This window comes from Paenibacillus sp. Soil724D2, assembly GCF_001427935.1.
Lineage (GTDB): Bacteria > Bacillota > Bacilli > Paenibacillales > NBRC-103111 > Paenibacillus_E.
On record NZ_LMRY01000017.1, the window covers coordinates 1 to 19,493 of the forward strand.

Annotated in this window: 8 protein-coding genes; all 8 read left to right on the forward strand. The window is 46.0% G+C overall.

All coding sequences use genetic code 11. From position 1 onward, the window contains the following. Positions 1–400: 400 nt before the first annotated feature. Positions 401–2,716 (forward strand): AraC family transcriptional regulator, encoded by a 2,316-nt coding sequence (locus tag ASG85_RS16770; protein ID WP_057305448.1) that lies wholly within the window; start codon positions 401–403, stop codon positions 2,714–2,716. 209 nt (positions 2,717–2,925) lie between these two features. Next, positions 2,926–3,912 carry an ABC transporter permease gene (locus ASG85_RS16775; protein ID WP_057305447.1) on the forward strand — a complete coding sequence of 329 codons (987 nt, stop codon included), beginning with the start codon at positions 2,926–2,928 and terminating at the stop codon, positions 3,910–3,912. 1 nt (position 3,913) lies between these two features. Beyond that, positions 3,914–4,792 carry a carbohydrate ABC transporter permease gene (locus tag ASG85_RS16780; RefSeq protein WP_057305446.1) on the forward strand — a complete coding sequence of 293 codons (879 nt, stop codon included), beginning with the start codon at positions 3,914–3,916 and terminating at the stop codon, positions 4,790–4,792. 88 nt (positions 4,793–4,880) lie between these two features. Further along, positions 4,881–6,416 (forward strand): extracellular solute-binding protein, encoded by a 1,536-nt coding sequence (locus tag ASG85_RS16785; RefSeq protein ID WP_057305445.1) that lies wholly within the window; start codon positions 4,881–4,883, stop codon positions 6,414–6,416. A 165-nt stretch (positions 6,417–6,581) separates the two neighbouring features. Further along, complete coding sequence (locus ASG85_RS16790; protein ID WP_060647072.1) at positions 6,582–10,493, forward strand: polysaccharide lyase family 8 super-sandwich domain-containing protein; 3,912 nt, start codon at positions 6,582–6,584, stop codon at positions 10,491–10,493. A 262-nt stretch (positions 10,494–10,755) separates the two neighbouring features. After that, entirely contained in the window at positions 10,756–15,960 is a 5,205-nt protein-coding gene (locus ASG85_RS16795; RefSeq protein ID WP_060647075.1) for an endo-alpha-N-acetylgalactosaminidase family protein, read from the forward strand. A gap of 293 nt (positions 15,961–16,253) precedes the next feature. Then, entirely contained in the window at positions 16,254–18,050 is a 1,797-nt protein-coding gene (locus ASG85_RS16800) for a sensor histidine kinase (protein ID WP_060647076.1), read from the forward strand. A gap of 104 nt (positions 18,051–18,154) precedes the next feature. Then, entirely contained in the window at positions 18,155–19,471 is a 1,317-nt protein-coding gene (locus tag ASG85_RS16805; protein ID WP_057305441.1) for an ABC transporter substrate-binding protein, read from the forward strand. Positions 19,472–19,493 lie beyond the last annotated feature (22 nt).

Consider the following 19,493-nt stretch of genomic DNA (forward strand, 5'->3'; position numbering starts at 1 on the left):
GTTCGTCAAACTTGCTATGCTTTACCCTCATACGAACAACCTCCGGCTAATTTCATTGTATTTTCTTAGCCTAAAAGTGTCCAACTTAATTAGGGGGCTTTATAGAATTGTTGCATTTTCTACAACATCATTCAACCACGAATATAGATTCATTCATCCAGCAACCTCAATTGAGCATATATAACGAATGATCCCCGTAAGACACCTCCTCCATGTAGAGCAAGGTTGGATGAATAAATCGACCGTCTCCAAAGTGCAACTTCTCAAGCATTAACACCCGGATATTTCATGCTCGACCGACGAGGCAGATGTTTGCCACGCATCAAAATGGGTCTTTCCGGTTGATTTTATTCCATCAACCGATTACAATGCTCATGAATCTGTTGATGAGGTGTTCGCTATGCGTAGATGGTTTAAGGAAAGTTGGAAGCGCTTATTTCAGCGTAAAACGATTTTTCGCAATATGGTTACCTTGTCTTTATTTGTAGCTGTCATTCCAGTAATAGCCGTGGGATTTGGAAGCTATTGGTTTTCTGCTTCGGTTGTGCAAAGAGAAGTTAACCAATCGAATGTCCGCATCTTGAATAACGTATCCTCCAGCATCGATTCGACTTTGGATCGCATTCAAAACAATGCCATTCAAATGCTGCTGGGCACTTTTTTTAGCTCGAATTTAACTGAGCTGAAAAGCACGAACTATACCGGCTTTTATTCTGGCATTTCACGAGAGTTATCTGCGTTGCAAAATGGCAACAAAGAAGTAAGCGATGTCGCAATTTATGTACCGGACGAAGGTTATTTAATTTCGCCAATCTATGGTGGCCGCAGAATTACTGAAGACAAAGAACGCCAGGCTTTGCAGAAGGAACTTGCATCCGAAGACCAGATCAGTTGGGTCACGGGACCGCTTCCATATTTACCCGGTTATCATCTGAACGGCGTAACACTGATATCTAAGGTGCCGCTTTTAGCCAAAAATCCGACTGGACTTTTGTTTATACGTATCGATGAGACGCTCTTTCAAAACATTATGAGCCGATTCATCAGTTATAGCGGCGAGCTCATGTTCATCTTGAACGCAAATGGCAACCTCGTGACGTCAAGCGGCGGGAATAGCGTTCCAGAAGGCTTAGTCGAGCTTATTGCTCAAAAGCGAACTGAGCAGCGCTTTACTTTCACTTTTCAAGATACGGATTACATGGTGACGCCAATTACTTCCTCCTATAACAAATGGCAGTATATTAACATGGTGCCGGTCAATGAATTGAACGCCAAATCGAAAGGCATTGCCATGATTACGCTGACGATCATTGCAGTTTGTCTTGTACTAGGCATATTAATTGCTTTATGGGGCACACGGCGTGTCTATCGACCGATCGAGAACCTCGTGGCCCATTTGAAAGGCGGACAAGCACTCGACTCGGAAACGGATGAAGTTGGCTTCGTACGCAAACGATGGGGTGAGCTGAGCAGCACGGCCAATCAACTGCAGCAGCAGCTGAGCGATCAATTACCGTTAGTTCGAGAAATCTTTGCACTGCAGCTGTTGCAGGGGCGGTTTCTCCACTACTCTGGGGATCAGTTAGAGGGCATGTTACGCAGATACGACGTACCTTCAGGACGGGAAAATAGTGTCTTCGTCATCACTTGCGACCCGCCGCAGGAAAGCGGTTCGCGTTTTCAAGAAAATGATAGCGACTTGATCATCTTTGCCTTGAAAAATATTGTTGGTGAACTGCTGCAATCGCAAGAGATGGAGGGTATCATCATCAATCTTCTGAATGATCAGGTCGCTGTTTGGTTGTTCCGCGACCCCGAGGAAACGGATGATGGGCAGACTGAGGTTAAATTGTTTGCGGAACGCCTGCGAATGCTTGTGTCCGATTATCTACGTCTTCCAGTGACGATCGGTTTGAGTGGACAGAGCGAACGGATTACAGATCTTCCCGAACTTTATGAAGAGGCGGTTTTGTCCGTTCGCTCTCGTATTATCGTTGGCGGTAATCAGGTGATTACGTACACGGGCGGTGGCGGCACATCGGAACTTCATTACCGCTATCCACTCGAGATCGAAACCCACTTCGAACATTCCCTGCACCTGGGCGATCAGGATGAAGCAGAGCGGATGCTGGCCGAATTCGCCAAGTCGATGAGTGACAACGTCCAAAAGCCAGAACTGATTCAAATGTCGTATTATCGGCTGTTAACCGCTGCAATTCGTACTGCATACTTGTTGGGTCTAGATTCGGCGCAATTGTTCGGAGAAGCGGAATCCGAAGATCCTTACGGACAAATCCACAAAATAAGCACAATTCGTGAATTGAACGAATGGTTCAAGCTGCAAATGGTCGATCCGATTGTTGCTTATGTTCATGGCAAGCAGCACCAAGAACATGAACAATTAATCCAAAAGGTCGTTCGCTACATTGAGGACAACTACCACTTTGATCTATCGCTTGACCAATGCGCGCAAATTTGCGGTTTGAGTTCCCACTATTTAAGCAAACTGTTTAAAAAGACGATGGATGTTTCATTTATCGAATATTTGACGAAGATCAGGATTGAACAGTCCATCGAGCTGCTGCGAACGACGGATTTGTCGGTTTCCGACATTGCCGAAAGAGTCGGCTACCAGACGAAAAACTTTATTCGCGTATTCAAAAAGCACATCGGCGTTACGCCGGGTCAATACCGGGGAGCCGATAATGATAATTAGCATGCACATATTTTGTTCCGCAGGCTTGTTCTAAAGCAAGAAAAGCGTATAAAACTTCGGAGGAACCCCATTACTGCGGGGTTTCTCTTTTTTTGCCTCAGACGGTTTAGACTACAAGAATTGGTCATTGTACGGAAAGCTGTGATCATTGTACGATCTGTTCATGCAAAGCAGCGAGATGCTAATGACATGAACGAGAGGTGAAGAAGTTGTCGCAAAGTCGATTGGAACCGCTCCAGGCAGCGGCACCAGCTGGAGTGGAGAAAGCAATTCGAGTAAAAGGCTCGTGGGTGCAGGATTGGGCCGTCGCGATAAAACGTGACAAATATCTATATGCAATGGCAGCGCCTGGATTATTATTTTTCCTGCTATTTAAATATTTCCCATTGTGGGGACTTCTGCTTGCCTTTCAAAACTATTCTCCTTATTTAGGTTTTTGGGACAGCGAGTGGGTGGGCCTGAAATACTTCAACGAGTTTTTCACCAATCCCGATTTTATGCAATTGTTCCGAAATACGATGGCGATCAGCCTGTTGAACATCTTTTTTTTCTTCCCAATTCCGATCGTAGTGGCGCTGCTGCTGAATGAAGTGCGTAAGCTTGCTTTTAAAAAAATTGTGCAAACGGTCATTTACTTGCCGCACTTTCTTTCCTGGGTCATTATAGTTGGGATTTGCTTTCTGATTTTCGGTCAAGGCAGCGGAGTCATTAACCAACTGATCGCCGAGTCCGGGGGACAAAAGATCGAGTTCATGACGGAACCGAACTTGTTCTGGGGTATGCTGACAGCTCAAAGCATCTGGAAAGAAGCGGGTTGGGGGACAATTATTTTCCTTGCCGCCCTTGCTGGCATTAACTCAGAGCTATATGAAGCTGCGCAAATCGACGGCGCTAGTCGCTGGCAGCAAGCGAGGAATGTGACGCTTCCCGGTATTAAAAGCACGATTATCGTTCTGCTTATCCTGCGCTTGGGCCAAGTTATGGACGTAGGCTTTGAACAAATTTACTTGATGATGAGTGGACCAGTCGCGCATCTCGCCGATGTTTTTGATACATATGCCTATCGCGTCGGTATTCAGCAAGGAAGATTCGGTTATGCAACGGTTGCCGGACTTTTCAAATCGGTGGTAGGACTAATCCTTGTTGTAATGTCCAACCGTTTAGCCAAAAAATTCGGAGAGGAGGGACTCTACTAACATGAATAGAAGCTTTGGCGTGAAATTCTTTACTGCGATCAACTACGCTGTGCTAACGATATTTGCGCTTGTGACTTTGCTCCCATTTCTGTATGTCATACTTGTATCTTTTACCGACCCGACAGAGTATATGAGCAAGTCAATCGTATTAATTCCACAAACATGGAGTCTCTCGGCTTACGAATTTATTTTTTCTACAAACGCGTTCGTGAAAGCTATGGGAGTCAGTGGATTTTTGGCGGTCTTCGGTACTGTCTTGAGCCTAATCGTTACGAGCGCACTCGCTTATGTCCTATCGCGTAAAAGGTTGAAAGGAAAGAAATTTTTCTTGGTCGCGATTTTGCTGACCATGCTTTTTAATCCGGGTATGATTCCAAACTATTTACTAGTGGATAGTCTTGGCTTGATGGATACGGTTTGGGCGCTCATACTGCCCGCATTGACTAGCGCGTGGTATGTCTTTCTAATGAAAAACTTTTATCAGGAAATACCGGATGAATTGGAGGAAGCGGCCAAAATCGACGGTTGCTCGGATATTGGCGTCTTTATCCGCATCATGCTGCCTGTATCCGTTTCAGCGCTTGCGGCATTCGGCTTGTTTTATGCGGTAGCTTACTGGAATACGTACTTCAGTGGAGTTCTCTACATTAACACAGACACGCTCAGACCGCTGCAGGTTCTGCTGCAAATGATGCTGGTTTCTGCTTCGCAAATGGCGGACCCGTCCATTGCTGCAATGCTGGAGAGTGAGCAGACGGTGCCTCCGCAGGTGATCAAAATGGCCGCAGTCGTTATTTCTTCGCTTCCGATCGTCATTGTCTATCCGTTTCTGCAAAAATATTTTGTCAAAGGCATGATGGTCGGCTCCGTGAAAGGATAAAGGTTTATAGCTCTGAAAGGGGTGATGCTGGCTTAAACGCACAGCAGAAGAGGTAAGTATAAAGATATTTTTCCTGGGAGGTCCTCACATGAAACCAATGGTTAAAAAATTGGCTGTTGTTATGACAGCGGCTGCTCTTACTGCATCCTTGGCGGCTTGCGGCAGCGCATCAAATGAAGGTCAAAAGGCAGGCAGCACAGCAAGCAGCAAGCCTGCAAAACCGACGGATATTTCAATTACGACGCTGGCCTTCGCCGCAGCTCCAACGGGCGAACTGGAAGCGGTTAAAAAGCTGAATGAGAAATTAAATGTCAACCTGAAGCTGAGTTGGATTCCATCCGCTCAAATATCGGAAAAATTAAATGCACTGCTCGCCTCCAGAGATTTGCCGGATGTGCTCTTCATCGAGGACTTCAATTCAACGCCTGCATTCTTGAATGCGATCGATCAAGGCGCTTTTTGGGAATTAACGGATTATGTTAAAAATTACCCGAACTTGGCGAAATATCCGGAGAATGTTTACAAGAACGCATCGCTCAAAGGAAAGCTCTACTCGCTGCCTCGCGTTAGACCGCTGGACGGTCATGAATCGCTGCTCATCCGCAAAGATTGGCTAGATAAGCTCGGCTTGCAGCCGCCGAAAACAATGGATGAGCTTTACAACGTGCTTGAAGCATTCGCGAAGAAAGATCCGGACGGCAATGGCACTGCCGACACGTACGGCGCTGTATTTCCTGGATCTCCTGGACCGTCTAGTTATTTGTTGTCGCTATTCGGTACAGGAACAAAGTGGAAGGAAGAAAATGGCGGCCTGACGCCATATTGGTGGACGCCGCAAGCGAAAGAGGCACTAATCAATTGGAACAAAGTTTACAAATCAGGCGGTATCTTGCCAGACTTCCCTGTGCTCAAGACCGCGCAAATCAAAGACATGCTCGTGCAAGGGAAGGCTGGTCTTGCCATCGCTAACGTTGTTGATGCCTACAAATACAATGTTGAACTGCAAAAAACGAATCCTAAGGCAAATCTGGTTGCTTTTGAGCTTCCGAAAGCGGCGGACGGCAAAGCCTATTACGAGCAAGCGAGCGGTTTTTACGGTCAATTTCTGATCAATAAGAAATCCGTAGACGAGGCGAAGCTGAAAAAAATTCTTGAAGTTTACGATTACACGGCTTCTTTAGAAGGTTACAACCTGGCAGTGTACGGTATTCAAGACGTTGATTACAAATTAAAGCCTGACGGTTTTGTCGAGCAAACGGAAGAAGGCAAGAAAAAAGGATATTCGGGCGATACGACCGGCCAATGGGTGACGGGTACTTTTGATAAATACCTGAGAGCGAAAGTATCGGGCATTCCGAGCGACGTATTTGAGGCAAATAAAAAGTTGATTGACTCGATCAGCTCCATCCCGGATCCAACGTATGGTTTGATGAATTCAGCTCCATTTAAAGAAAAAGGTGCGGACTGGAACAAGAAGCTTAACGACATGCTCACGAACGTGATTATCGGCAAGAATTCCATAGAAGATTGGGATAAATTCGTAAAAACGTACAAAGACGATCCAAGCTTCCAGCAGCACGTCAAAGAAACGAGTGACTTCTTTAAGGAGAAGAACAAGAAATAATCGCAGCATCGCAGACCCGACTATGACCTCTTTATTGGCGTCGTCGGGTTTTGTTCTCTACTTTCATAAAAAAACGAGATAGTTCAAATATCGTCGATATACAAATCCCTTGATATGTCTTACATTTTAATTGTTTTTATATTAATTTCTAGCGAGGTGAAGTTAATGAAGAAAGTAAGTATGCTGTTAGCTGTCAGTTTAATTTTTAGCCTGGTTGGATCGTACATTCCCTTTTATGAAAACGCTATCCTTAAGGCAGAGGCTGCAGCGGTGAATCAGATGACGAATGGAAGCTTCGAGCAGACAACCACAACAACGGATGCCGCCTGGAGCGGTGTCACAAGTCCTGTCCCTGTTGGCTGGGGGTTATGGATTCCAACCGGGAGCGGGAAAGCTCCGAATAAAACGGTGAATGTTATGCTGGATTCAAACACGTATCATGAAGGAAGCAAGTCCATTTTGTTCGATGCCTTCGCAACAAGCCGAGTATCTGTGAACCAAAGCGTCACGACGGTAACGGCCGGCAAATCTTACAGACTTAAAGTGTGGGTAAAAACCGACAACGTAACGGGTGTAGGGGCTTACTTCAGAACGCAATACTATAACACGAGTAAAGTTGGAGATGGTCCTGCATCTGCCAAGTTGTTAGGTACGAAGGATTGGACTTTGCAGCAAGTATTTATGACGATACCAGCGGGCGTCACGAAGTTGGTTATTGAACCTTTCCTTGAAACGGGAAAAGGGAAAGTATGGTTTGACGATATCAGTTTGGAGGAATATGACGGGATTACAGGAATTGCTTTAGATCAAACGGCCTTTTCCATGGCCAAAGAGGCTTCGGTAACGATTACACCGACGTTCACACCGGCGAACGCAGCGGACAAAACCGTTGTCTGGAGTTCCAGTGATCCGAGTGTAGCGACAGTGGACAGTAATGGAAAAGTAACCGGAGAAGGGGTAGGCTCAGCTACGATTATGGTCTCAACACCAGATGGAACAATAAAAGCTCAATGTCTAGTTAACGTAGAATCTGCTGAAACGATTCAATCTTACAGCGAGCTACGTCTGAAATGGTATGGCAAATTGACGGGCGGCACCCAGTACAATTCGGCTGATCCGGATATTGCTGCTAACCTTACTTCACTAGCTGCAAGCGTCACGAATGGTAATGCGACAGGACATTGGGATACACTCAATAAAGCTGCGGGCCGTTCTTATTTGTGGAACGATCTGTCCAGCGCAACGGATTCGGCTCAAATATCTAGTGCTTTCGGCAGGCTGAAAGCCATGGCGCTCGCTTATTCTCTTCAAGGCTCAAGCCTGTATCAGAATACGGCGCTGCGGGATGACATCATCAGTGCTTTGGACTGGATGTATGCGAACCGTTACAATGAAACCAAAAATGAGTACGGCAATTGGTGGGATTGGGAAATCGGAGCGCCGCAAATTCTGAACGACACCCTTGTGTTGATGTTCGATCATTTGATACCTGCGCAAATAAGCAAGTATATCAAAGCTGTCGATCGTTTCGTTCCGGATCCGAAGAAGAGAACGCTCAACAATGTGACGGAAACCGGAGCTAATTTGCTCGATAAAGCATTGGTCGTTACGATGCGTGGTGTGATCGGAAGCAACAGTGCGAAGATCACGCAAGGACTTGATTCCATCGGGCCGGAATTCGTTTACACGGATCAAGGAGACGGTGTTTATAAGGATGGTTCGCTTGTTCAACACACCAACATCGCGTACACAGCGGGGTATGGTGCAGTGTGGCTCAACCGTGCGGCTGATATGACATTCTTGTTGAATGGTTCACCATGGCCGGTGACGGATCCTAATGTGAATCATGTTTACGATTGGGTATCGGATACGTTTGAACCGGTTATTTATAAAGGACTCTTTATGGATATGGTGAACGGAAGAGGGATTTCTAGACAAAGCTCGGGAAGCGCCAGAGGCACGATTGTTACCTTGCTTCGTTTAGCCGAGGGAGCACCTGCGGACGTAGCTTTATCGATTAAGCGAATGGCCAAAGAATGGATTAAATCGGATACGACATATGCCAATTATTACGAGGGATTGCCGATTTACGAGCTGTCGCTAGTCAAAAAAATGATGAACGATGCTTCGATCCAGCCTCGAGGAGAATTGCTGAAAAACCAAGTGTTTGCTGGTATGGACAGAGTTGTCCATTTACGTGAAGGATATGGTTTCGGGCTCAGTCTGTTCTCAAATCGCATCTCTGCCTTCGAAAAGGGCAATAACGAGAATTTGAAGGGCTGGTATACGGGCATCGGGATGACTTTTGTATATGATAACGATCTTACCCAGTACCGCAATGATTATTGGCCAACTGTAGATTCGTTCCGACTGCCTGGCACGACAACGGATGGATCTGGGAAAGGGACGACACCTGTCGAATGGAAAAGCTACATGAATCCGAAGATTTGGGTTGGCGGCTCGTCCATCGATAACCTTTATGGTGCAGCCGGTATGGATTTCTCACTTGCGCAATCGACTGGTAGTAATCTGCAGGGCAAAAAGTCATGGTTTATGTTCGATGACGAAATCGTCGCATTGGGCTCCGGTATTTCGAACACGACAGCCGGACCGCAAGCGGTGGAGACCATTATCGATAACCGCAAGCTGAACGATGCGGGAGATAACACGCTCACGATAAACGGAACCGTGAAGTCGAGCCAGCTCGGTTGGTCGGAAACGTTGGGAGACGTGAAGTGGGCTCACTTAGCCGGAAATGCGCCGGGTTCCGACATCGGCTATTATTTCCCTGAAGCTTCTAATGTGTATGGTTTGCGCGAAGCGAGAACCGGCGCATGGAAAGATATTAATAGCGGACAATCGGCTGCCCCGGTTACGCGAAATTATTTAAGTTTGGCCTTTGAACACGGGGCAACGCCATCGAATGCATCGTATTCCTATGTCATGCTGCCTCATAAAAATACGGCAGATACAGCGTTTTATAGCAGTACTCCTGATGTTGAGGTGCTGAGTAATACGACGGATGTACATGCGGTCAGAGAGAAGAAACTAGGTATTACGGCGGTGAATTTCTGGAATCCGGCATCCGTTGATTTCATTTCCGCACAACATCCGGCATCCGTGATGGTAAAGGAAACAGACAGCGAATTGACCGTAGCCGTATCCGATCCGACTCAGCAACAAAGCACGATTTCGCTTGAACTGAACAAGGCGGGCTTAACTTTAGTTCGTGCCGATGACACGGTCACGGTTCTACAGACGATGCCTTCCTTAAAGCTGAATATTACGGTTACAGGATCTTTCGGCAAAACGCATGTCGTCACATTTAAAAAGGACACGGCAGCGCCGGTTACGACAACTAACGCGAAGTCTGAATGGCAGCGTACTGCACAAACGGTGGCATTGACGGCAAGCGATGATGGCAGCGGTGTGCAGAAGACGTTATACAGTTTGGATGGTGGCGCCTTTGTAGAAGGGAACAACATCGTTGTATCTGAAGAGGGCATACATCAAATCCGGTTCTACAGCATCGATAATGCCGGAAACCAAGAGCCAACTAAAACGGCAGCAATCAAAATTGATTCTGCAGGTCCCATCATCGTTCCTACCGTTAGGATGGATGTCTATTGGACCGATGGCGGCAGCCTGCAATTCGATATCTCCGATCCGGTGAGCGGCGTGGCAAACGAGTTTCTCGAATTGGACGGTGTTCCAATAAGCCACCCTTATTTATTTAGTCCGTTATCGCTTGCTGTTGGCGAACATGAGGTGAAGGTAAAAACGGTTGATACGGCAGGAAACGAAACTCTTGCAGCTTACTTGCTAAAAGTACGGATGGATGTTGACCATTTGGACGAAGCTGCTCGTTATGCTTACCAACAAGGCTGGATCACCAACCAGGGCATATTGAACAGCTTGCTATCGAAGATAGAAAAGATTCAACGGGAAGATGATGACGATCAGAAGAAAAACGAATGGAATGAATTGGAGAATCACATTGGTGCACTATCCGGCAAAAAGATTGACGCCGTGTTTGCGGAACTTTTTTTACAAGCCATCGCACAGTGTAAATCCTAACAGCTGTTGAGACGCGAAACCCGACTTTGTCCGATTGGACGAATTCGGGTTTTGTTTGCATACGAGTACAAAAGAAATCAATTTAGCTACAAAAAAGATCATTGTTAAGCGCTTTCACTATGGTTAACATTGAAGGGAAGGTAACTGAATGATGGTACATAATGTATATAATGGTCACGAAAGAAAAAGGAGGTAATTATGTCAAGAATATAGTGAGCGCAGTAAAAGGTCAACTCATTGGAAATAGGGAGGAAGATGTAAATTGAAAAAACACCTCAAACAGACCGGTATGATGTTAACCGTGTTCATGGGATTGCAAACTTGCATCCCAACAGCAACCATATTCGCTATAGATCAAACACAAGATCAAGCAAGCTTTTTATCAACAAATTCGATAACAACACAAGCTTTAGAAAATGGCGTTTATGCAAGGGATTACAACGATGGCAATATAAGCGGATGGACCGCTGTCAAAGGAACAACAGCTTTTACTCCGGATAATGGCACTGTTAAAGCGGTAACGCAAGGTGCTGTCATTCTCGCCGATCTGGAATCGCCGAAATATGCGAATGGCGAATATGAAGTCAAGCTGAAATTCAACCAAGTGCCAACCCGATTCGGATTAGTGCTCCGTTATGCGGATAAAGACAATTATAGCGTCATTCAATATGATACGAGCAGTTGGGGCTGGGATGTTGTGAAAAATGGCCAAGAGACGTGGGGGGACATTGCTTCAAGCGGTTCGACATTTGAAGCCAATAAACAGTATACGTTTAAACTTCGTTATGAGAATGACAGCGTGCAGCTGTGGATCGATGGTGTCAGTGTTTTCAACACGACCTTGCCAGGTTTACCGACAAATGCCGGACAAATCGGAATTCGCAGCTGGTTTGCCAACAAGACCATCTTCATCGACGATGTGAAATTAACGGAGGTAAAGGTAAATAATCCCGAACCTAAGCCGATTACGCTCACAGATACGATTACATCCGACCAATTGACTGTCGAAATCGATAAGGAATTCCCAAGGGTGAAGAAGTATGTGTGGAAAAGCAGCGGTGCCGAGATGGATGGTCAATTAAACGGAATCAATGAATTAAAAATCAACGAAAAATCCTATTATCCGACTGCGACGAGCTACGTCAAGAAGGCAGCAACAGCAAGTAAAGGAGAAACAGCCGCTTACACGCTGCAAATCCCAGAAATCAATGTAGATCTGGAAATGGAACTCGAGCTGAAAAACAACGTGCTGAACTTCAACGTGACGAACATCGTGGAAAAAGGCGCAGAGAAAGTAAAAACGATCGAGTTTCCGAATCACGACCTTGTGTCCGTCCTAGCCACACAGCCTAAGGCACAAGAGACTGCCGTATCTGTGACAGGCGGTTGGAACATCATTAACGAGGAATATAACGATCTCAAAAGCGGAGCGACGAATGTCAGCGGAAGTCGTACGTATGCGTTCCTCAACTCAGATATGCTCGCAGCAACTATTGTCAATAACGTTGTGAATGGGAACGATAAGGTTCGTGTGAAAGTCGCTAACGATACGACAGGTACGAAGAAAGCAGCGATGTCAAGCGGCGCGTGGACCTACCACGGAAGTACGAAGCCGGAAATAACGGCGGAGCCATTACCATGGGCTAAAATCATTATTACGCCGGATGCGAACAATGACAGCGCGGTCGACTGGCAGGATGGCGCAATCGCTTATCGTAACCATGCTGAGGCGCCTCTCCGCAGTGAAATGATTCGCGACAACATTTCGTACATAGCGATGAACATCGGTTCTACAACCTCATCTCCATTCTTGCGAACGTTTGATAACGCGAAGAAAATTTCACATTTGACCGACGGCTTCGGACAGATTGTCCTGCACAAAGGCTATCAAGCCGAAGGACATGACGATTCCCATCCGGATTATGGAGGCCATATCGGTATTCGCCAAGGGGGCAAAGAAGACTTTAACTTTATACTTAGCGAAGGCAAGAAGTACAACATCAAGGGCGGCGTTCATATCAACGCGACAGAATACATGCTTGACGCTTTCCAAACGAAAATGGAAAACATGGTGAATCCCCTGAGCAAAGGATGGGGCTGGCTCGATCAGGCGTATTACGTGGATAAGACGAAAGATGTTGAGTCAGGGGAACTAAAGCGACGTCTTGATATGCTGAAAAGCGACACGGGAAATAACCTCGACTTTGTCTATGTTGACGTCTATGCTGGCGTCGATTGGAATGCGAAGAAGCTCGCAGAATATGTGAACGGCAACGGCTGGATGCTGGGCACTGAGTTCGCCGGGCCGCTTCATGAGCAGGCTGCATGGGTTCATTGGGGTACGGATCCTGGCTATCCAAACCAAGGAAATAATAGCTCCATCATTCGTTTTATTCGTAACGGTGTGATGGATGGATTCATGAGTAATCCTCTATTGAAAGGCAATAAGCAGGTTGGCGTTGGATACTGGCAAAACAATCCTTTATTTTACAGCTATAACAAAACGACGGAAGCGTTCTTTGATCACAATTTACCAACGAAATATATGCAGCACTTCCCAATTATAAAAATGACGAATAATCGCATCGATTTTGAAAGCAATGTTTCTGTGGCGCGCGGTCAAGACGGGAAAATTCATTTGTCCAAAGACGGACGTGATGTGGCGATCATGACAGATAGCAGTGAGATTAGCGACAGCACGGTATTCATTCCATGGGATCCGGTTAAGGAGGATAAAATTTATCACTGGAACCCGAAGGGCGGCTCAACGACTTGGACGATACCGGCTTCATGGAGCAGTGTGCAGACTGTGCAACTATACAAGCTGACGGATTTGGGACGCGAGCTTGTAGGCAGTGTACCAGTGACGGGCGGTCAAGTGACATTGACGGCGGAGAAAGGCATTGGTTATGTGCTTTATAAAAATCAGGCACCGGTGGACGCGGAGACTGTTTGGGGAGATGGCGGGCCTGCCAAGGACGTGGGCTTTGACAGTCAGAAGTTCGGTGTATGGCACAAATCATCATCCGCATCAAGTACAGATCATATCGCATTTGCAAAAAGCAGCAATGCTGATGATATGATGCAAGTGAAAGGTCCGAATGACGCTAAGATTGAGCAGGTCATCACCGGACTTACGCCAGGAAAAACGTATACGGCATCTGTTTGGGTTAAGGTAGACGGCACACGTAAAGCGACACTCGGCGTGAGTCAAGGAGGTCAAGGGGCAGAAAACAGCTTGGTAGATACGAAACATAAGTTTTTCGCGCAGCAGCACAAGTATTTCAATACAAACTTCCAACGCTTGAAAGCGTCATTTGAGGCAGTGAGCGACACAGCGACACTGTACCTGCAAGCTGCGGATGGCAATGCAACGGTTTCGTTCGACGACGTGAGGGTTTGGGAAAATCCGACCAATAGGGTGAGTGCGAACGGAGCAACCTTATTCGAGGACTTTGAGAACGTCGATGAGGGATGGGGGCCATTCGTCTATTCGAAGCTTGGACCTGTTCGGACACATTTGGTAGAGTCGGGCGGAAATCAGATCAAATCCTATGTTCTAGATGGCCGTTTCTCGCTCAAAACAAATGAGGAAGGAACGGGTGAATGGCTGCGGACACTGCCGCAAACGCTCCAACTGAAGAAGGATAATATGTACCATTTAACCATGGATTATCATGCGGATATGCAAGATATGTACACCGTTGCAGTTCGCGTCAATGAAAATGGCTTAGTGCGCGATCTTGCTACCCAAAAATTAAATTCAGGTACAGGTAAATTAGATCTAACAATCTCAATAGATGGAACGAATGATGCCTATTTAGCGATTATCAAAAACTTTGATAACAATCAGGCCGAATTGAGCGGTACATTAGTCGTAGACAACATTCGTATCGATGACAAAGGACCTATCGTTCCTGTTGAAGGAGTCTTTGTAACCAAGATAAGTATGAATGAACAGGAAGTAACTGTGAATAAAGGAAATACTGCGCAAATCAACGCACGTGTGGAACCTGCAAATGCATTCAATAAGACGCTGGAATGGAGCTCAGACAAACCTGAGGTCGTTTCCGTTGACCAGACAGGAAGAGTAACCGCAATGAATTCCGGCACGGCCACAATTACAGCGACGACGAAGGACGGCAGCAATTTATCCGCAACCACCAAGGTTACGGTATTTGAACCCAATGTGCTTATTCCGCAGTCAGGCATGACGGCAGCTGCGTCGAGCTTTCAGCCTGGCGATGATCCAGAGAACGCGCTCGATGGAGATTCTTCTACGCTGTGGCATACCAAATGGTCCCCTGCGCATTTGCCTGAGTCGATAACGTTGAACCTTGGCCGGAGCTATGAGGTAAATCAAATCAAATACTTGCCGAGAGCTGGCGCGGGGAACGGTACGATCACCAAGTATAACTTGTACGTAAGTACGGACGGCGAGAACTTTACGCAGACTGCTAGTGGTACCTGGGCTCGTGACGACAGTGAGAAAAGCATTGTATTTGCGAAGACGACGGCATCTTATGTGAAACTTGAAGCTATCGAGGCCGTAGGCAATTTTGCTTCTGCTGCGGAGCTCAACGTATTTAGCGTTCCAGGGATACCACCAGCAGATGCAACCTTATCTGCAGATATTACAGCACCGACCAACTCTAAAGTCACGGTAACGATCAGCTATCCAACTGACGCAGCGGTGAAAGAATACAAAGTGGGCGCAAATGGCACATGGGCAGCGTACACGGCACCTGTTGTCCTTTCGGCAAATGAAACCGTGTTTGCAAGAGGAACGGATGCAATGGGTAACGTATCCAATATAACGAGCATTGTCGTAAGCAATATCGATAAGATTGCACCCGTAAGTGTTGCATCTTTAAGTCCGGCTGCACCTAATGGCAGCAACGGATGGTATACGTCGGATGTAACGGTAAGCTTCTCTGTAAGTGACAATGTATATGGCGTGGCGAAAACAGAATACCAAGTGAATAACGGGGATTGGATCACCTATATCGGTTCCTTTCCTGCCTTTGGTGAAGGGAACTATGAGGTCGGTTATCGCAGCACGGATCTAGCAGGCAATGTAGAACCGATCCAAACCATCGAGTTCAAGATTGACAAAACGGCTCCGATGTTTACCGTGCAATTAGATAAAACGTCCATATGGCCGGCGAATCATAAAATGGTGACGATAAATGCCACGCTGAATTCAAGCGATGCTGCATCAGGCGTTGAATCTGTGGTGTTAACCTCCATTACCAGTAATGAGCCGGATAGTGGTCAAGGTGACATTGGGGCTAATATCGGTACTGCGGCCACTTCATTTAGTTTACGTGCAGAAAAAGGACGCATTTATATCATAACCTACACGGCAACCGACAAAGCGGGCAACCAAAAGGTTACTTCTGTAACCGTCACAGTACCTCATGATCAGTCAGGAAATAATAATAACAACCAATCAGGAAATCAATAAGAAAAGAAACCTCATTTGCAATACGGATCATTCAGGAGGATGGCATTTCTGCTATCCTCCCCTGATTCATTATGCAGCAACATCTGCGAACGACTTGAGATTTTTTAGTAGCGATCAAACGACGGAATAGGGCTGTCTCCTATGCTTTTTTTGGGGCAGCCCTTTCATATTGGATGAAAGATCACCTTTCTTCTATGCAAGAAAAGACTGGCGTGCATAACAAATTGTGCTATGATATTTTACATCTCGGGAAGTAATCCCTTCCTTATAACGTGATGCGAGGTTGAGTACGAATGAACCGATTCAGGAAGCCATGGCGAACGTCTACTACGCTCTACATTCTGCTATTTACGATGGTGGTGCTGCCCATATTGACGATTAGCGCTACTATTCTTCAGGTGTACAAAAGAGATCTGCTGCAGCAAACAACCGACCGAACGCTCCAGACACTTCATGCAGTGACGTACTCGATTGAGCAGGAAATTAGTAATGTCGTCAACTTTTCCGCAGCGGTTGGCATGGATACGGAGGTGTTGGAGACAGCGACTTTACTGCACGAAACAGCCACGGATAAGAGGCAGCCCTACTCCATCTCTTTATCAAAAGCACTAGGAAAATACAGCTCTTCCATGTCAGGAAGGGTGCAGTCGATCAATTTCTTCTATAAAGACGGTGGCGTCTATTCGTACTTAAAAGATTTGGTTGTAGATGATAACAGTTTACGCAAAATGGATTGGTACAAGGCAACGATCGCCGAACAGGATCACGTTCATTTCATTGGCAAACAAAAAGGCGCGCTATACGATTCACGGGAATCTACGAGCATTGTAACCACAATTGCGCCGAGTTATTTTCAAATGCTGCATAATATTGATTTCATTTATTTTGTGTTTAGTCGGGATCAATTCGAGAAAATGCTGTGGCAAAATCCAATCAGCGGATCATCGGCTTTCCGCATCGTAACGACGGATGGCGACGTTATTGCTTCCAGCTATAACTTACCGGCAAACGAGCAGGGGATGGATACTTCGCTAATCAGCCGCATCGACTCGCAGCGCGAGGGCAACTTCGTGGACACAATCCATGGGCAGAAGATGCTGATTGCCTTTGCAACGGTGGACACTGCGAACTGGAAGATCGTTTATCAAATTCCTTACAGCGAGTTGACGGCTAATTACAGCACGATTTACCGATTAGTCCTTTTCGCGACTTTCGTCGTTATCGTTGTATTCCTGATCATTTCTTTTTACCTTGTTCATAATTTAATGAAGCCTATCCATGTGTTAGTGGTGAAAATGTCGCGCGTCATGGACGGGAATCTCAATGTGAAGATCGAGGCTTCCGGTAGCGCAGAGACGGTCACGCTGGGGCTCACGTTTAACCATATGATGGACCAAATCAAGCTGCTTATTAATCAGACTGAACAGCATGAGAAAGCGAAGCAGAAGGCGGAATTCGCTGCGATGCAATCGCAAATTAATCCGCATTTTCTGATTAATACCCTCAATTCCATTAAACTGATGGCGATCATTAGCCGAGTTGACAACATCCGTAATATGACCCAGGCGCTGATCCGTTTGGTATCTTCCTCCTTCAATCGCGGAGGTAGTTTGACTCTGCTTGCCGATGAAATCGAGAACTTAAAACAGTACATTTTCATTATGGAAACACGTTACGGTAATAAATTTGAGGTGAAATGGGAAGTTGATGAATCAGCAACCTCGTTCTATGTGTTGAAGCTGCTGCTTCAACCGATTCTTGAAAATGCTATTACGCACGGTTTGGTTAGTAAAGAAACGAATGGAACAATTACGATTGCTATCCAAAAGGTGGGCCAACAGCTTTGCATTATCATTGCAGATGATGGCGTAGGCATCCCGGACGAGCAGATCGAGAAGTTGCAAGACCCTGCCCAGGATTATACGTTCAGTGGTATGGGCATTCTTAACGTGCATCATCGCATTGGGCTGCATTACGGACAAGACTATGGTGTAGCGATAAAGCGGTTGGAACCGTATGGCACGAAGGTGGAAATTACACTCCCAATCATCCGAAGTCAGGAAGAAGATCGAATCGTTAGTTCAAAATAGATCAAGTAATGGGCAAAATCGATCATTCGGCTGCGTTAAACTATCGTTTATGATAAATACAAGGTACAAACAACCTAATCGATATCTGGTGGAGGGTCAATGCGATGAGCAATAGAAAATGGGTAAGTTCCTTGGCTTTGGCTGGGGTAGTGGCCATGACGGCTTTGACAGGATGCGGCGGTACAAAGACAGCATCAACGCCTGCAAGCGCAGCGCCAGAAGCGACGAAAGAAGCTGCACAGACGGCTAAGCCAGCTCAGCCGGTGAAGCTGAAGCTCGCCATGTGGGATACGAAAGTTGATTTTGAGTATTGGACAGAGAAGGTGAAAGAGTACTCCAAGCTAAAGCCGAATGTAACTGTTGAAGTGGAAAAGGTGCCTGACAACGGAGGGCAATACTTGAAGGTGAGGTTAGCGGCAAACGATTTGCCTGATCTGATGTATTTAAAGCCGAACCACATGCAAATTTACAAGCAGGCGCTGCTGCCTCTGGATGATTCGAATGCGGCCAAAATCAACAAGTTTCCAACTAAAATTGATGGCAAAGTATTGGGTCTTCCTCTCATCTCGTTCTCTGAATTTGTTTATTTCCATCCAAGTATCTTCAAAGAGTTGGGCTTGGAAATTCCGAAAACGTTTCCAGATTTCATCACTACATTGGATAAGATCAAAACGAATAGCAAATATGTACCAATTTCCATTGGCGGCAAAGATGATTGGACATTCTATCCATTGATGGAGTTCGGACCGCATGTTTTATCTGGCGATGAGAATTATTTGGTGAATCTGGCGAAAAATCCAGCGCCATTTGGAGATGGCAGCACCTTTGATAAAGTGGGTAAGGCGATCAAGGAGATTGCCGATAAGAAATACGCTGGTCCTGATGCGCTGTCTGTTTCGTTCGATCAGTCTACACAGTCCTTCGAAGCGAAGAAGTCGGCTATGATTGCGCTTGGCCAGTGGTACTATCCTTCTTACATGGAGAAAGTGAAGACGGATGATGATCTGGGCGTGTTCCCGCTTCCTTTCCGTGATTCGACGAGTAGCGATCTGAAAGCGATGATGATGTCCGATATGAACATCGGTATTAACAAAAACACCAAAAACGCCGAAGAAGCCAAAGCATTCATGGATTGGATGTTCAGCAAAGACATCTACTCAGGTTTAGTTAATAAAGTACAGCAATTCTCCACGGTTAATGACATCACTGCGGATCTTCCGTTCTTCAACAAATGGACAACGGCTAATCCTTCTAAACCGTTTGTTTATTATGGAACAGATGAGGCCTATGCAAAAGTTAGTGCCGCAGCACAATTCGATCCGAAGAAAGCCGCACAAAGCATTTTTGCGGGCAAAGCGATCGATGGGATTGAAAAAGAATTAAATGAAAAGTGGAAGAAAGCGATCGAATCAACGAAGTAATGACTATAGAGGGTACTATTTG

Bases quoted from the DNA above. Each gene is read 5' to 3' on its own strand.
- ASG85_RS16780 (WP_057305446.1), top strand. From the start codon at position 3,914: ATGAATAGAAGCTTTGGCGTGAAATTCTTTACTGCGATCAACTACGCT.
- ASG85_RS16805 (WP_057305441.1), top strand. From the start codon at position 18,155: ATGAGCAATAGAAAATGGGTAAGTTCCTTGGCTTTGGCTGGGGTAGTG.
- ASG85_RS16770 (WP_057305448.1), top strand. From the start codon at position 401: ATGCGTAGATGGTTTAAGGAAAGTTGGAAGCGCTTATTTCAGCGTAAA.
- ASG85_RS16800 (WP_060647076.1), top strand. From the start codon at position 16,254: ATGAACCGATTCAGGAAGCCATGGCGAACGTCTACTACGCTCTACATT.
- ASG85_RS16785 (WP_057305445.1), top strand. From the start codon at position 4,881: ATGAAACCAATGGTTAAAAAATTGGCTGTTGTTATGACAGCGGCTGCT.
- ASG85_RS16790 (WP_060647072.1), top strand. From the start codon at position 6,582: ATGAAGAAAGTAAGTATGCTGTTAGCTGTCAGTTTAATTTTTAGCCTG.